The sequence below is a fragment of the Mycobacterium sp. TH-M106 genome (genome assembly GCF_057473765.1).
Map to the genome: position 1 here is coordinate 1 of NZ_JBYCLE010000080.1, position 1,732 is coordinate 1,732.

The following is a 1,732-nucleotide window of genomic DNA, read 5'->3' on the forward strand; positions in this document are numbered from 1 at the left end:
TCTGCCCACGAGGCGGGGGGATCGGGAACCGGCCAGCAGCGCACTCAGTGAAGCGAGGAGCGGCAGTGCCACAACACCGACGAGCATCGGAGGAGCGGTATGCATACGATGCAAGGTACGCGAGACATAATGCAGGTGTCAATTATCAGGAAAACAGATTCGTCAGTTGCAATTACGCATTGCTGCACTTTCGGCAGACGCGCCATCGCCATATGAGAGATTCTTCAATCGTTGTGGTTTTGGAGCTGTAAAGTCTTCAGGAGATCTGTGTCGTGTCCCAGCCGCTGTACACAGTCAAGGCCGAGTTCTTCACGACGCTGGGGCATCCGGCCCGGATCCGGGTTCTCGAGTTGCTCGCGTCGGGGGACAAGTCGGTCACCGAACTGCTGCCGGAGGTCGGGCTGGAATCGTCGGACCTGTCTCAGCAGCTGGGCGTCCTGCGCCGCGCCGGTGTCGTCTACCTGTTTCTGGCCGGTCGACCCGACCGTCGCGTCGAGATCGAATGCGTTGTCGGCAAGGATGACCCCAAGGTGCTCTCGCTTGCGCTGCTGTCGTTCGCGGCGGGCCGGTTCGAGCGTGAGATGGCCGACCTGTACGGGATCCGGCCCGTCGGCCATCCCCAGCCCCGCCGGCTCGTGCGCCGTGCGCACTGGCCGGAGAAGTGGTATCCCATGCGTCGTGATGCCGGGTGCGCAACGGAGTTCGACGGCGCCGGCCGCTTCCCCTTCGTGCCCGTCGAGGGGCCGGGCGTCTACGAGATCCCGGTCGGCCCCGTGCACGCCAGGCTGATCGAACCCGGCCATTTCCGCTTCTTCGTCGCCGGAGAAACGGTGCTGCGCCTCAAGGCGCGACTGTGGTTCGTGCACCGGGGAATCGAGAAGCTCTTCGAGGGTCGGCCCGCGTGCGACGCGGTCGAGTTGGCCGGGCGCGTCAGCGGCGACATCTCCGTTGCGCATGCGCGAACAGTTGCTGCGCATCAACGCGGCCACCACCGGGCATCGGCTGCTGCGCGGCGCCGTCCGCCCGGGCGCGGTCACGCTGCGGTCGCTGCCCTACGTGGGCGCGCTGGGATCCATCGCGGCCGACGTCGCTGAGATCGCCGAACTGACCCTGGGCAACAGCGTGGTCTACGAACGGTTCGCCGGCACCGCCGACCTGCCCAACGACGACGCGCGAGCACTGGGCTGCCTGGGCTATATCGCGCGCGCCAGCGGCGTGCGCACCGACGCCCGGCTCGAGCACCCCGCGACCGCGCTGCCCGTCACCGAGACCGGCGCCACCGCGGGCGACGTGCTGGCTCGCTACACGGTGCGCCGCGACGAGTTCGCAGCGGCCACGAAGCTGGCCTGCCTGCTGATCGAAAATCACGGTGGACCAACGTGTCACGCTGTCGACGCGGCGCCGGTCGGCGCTCGCCGCAGCGGTGTCGGCATCGTCGAGGGCTGGCGCGGCACCATCGCGCACCGCGTCGAGCTCGACACCGCCCATCGCATCACCTGCGCCAAGATCGTCGACCCGTCCTGGTTCAACTGGCCCGCGTTGCCAGTCGCGATGAACGACGCTATCGTGCCCGACTTCCCTTTGGCGAACGAAAGTTTCAACCAGTCCTACGCCGGAAACGACCTGTGATCAATACCTGTGACCGCTACCCTTCGCCGGACAGCGCGAACCGGCCGTCGGCGGTACGGGTGACCAGGCCGTCGGCGAGCAGCGAGCCGAGCGCCCGCTCGCG

General features: G+C 67.3%; 1 protein-coding gene and 2 pseudogenes. 2 read left to right on the forward strand and 1 reads right to left on the reverse strand.

From position 1 onward, the window contains the following. Positions 1–272 precede the first annotated feature (272 nt). Together AC2VOP_RS02750 and AC2VOP_RS02755 are read left to right on the forward strand one after the other, a co-directional pair. Positions 273–458, forward strand: a pseudogene (locus tag AC2VOP_RS02750) (ArsR/SmtB family transcription factor); the annotation flags it as partial. Continuing rightward, positions 453–1,629: pseudogene (locus AC2VOP_RS02755) on the forward strand (hydrogenase large subunit); the annotation flags it as partial. The pseudogenes AC2VOP_RS02750 and AC2VOP_RS02755, both read left to right, overlap by 6 nt. 16 nt (positions 1,630–1,645) lie before the next feature. Here AC2VOP_RS02755 and AC2VOP_RS02760 read toward each other — a convergent pair. Next, positions 1,646–1,732: hypothetical protein (locus AC2VOP_RS02760; protein WP_486959549.1), on the reverse strand; the 87-nt coding region annotated here is incomplete at its 5' end.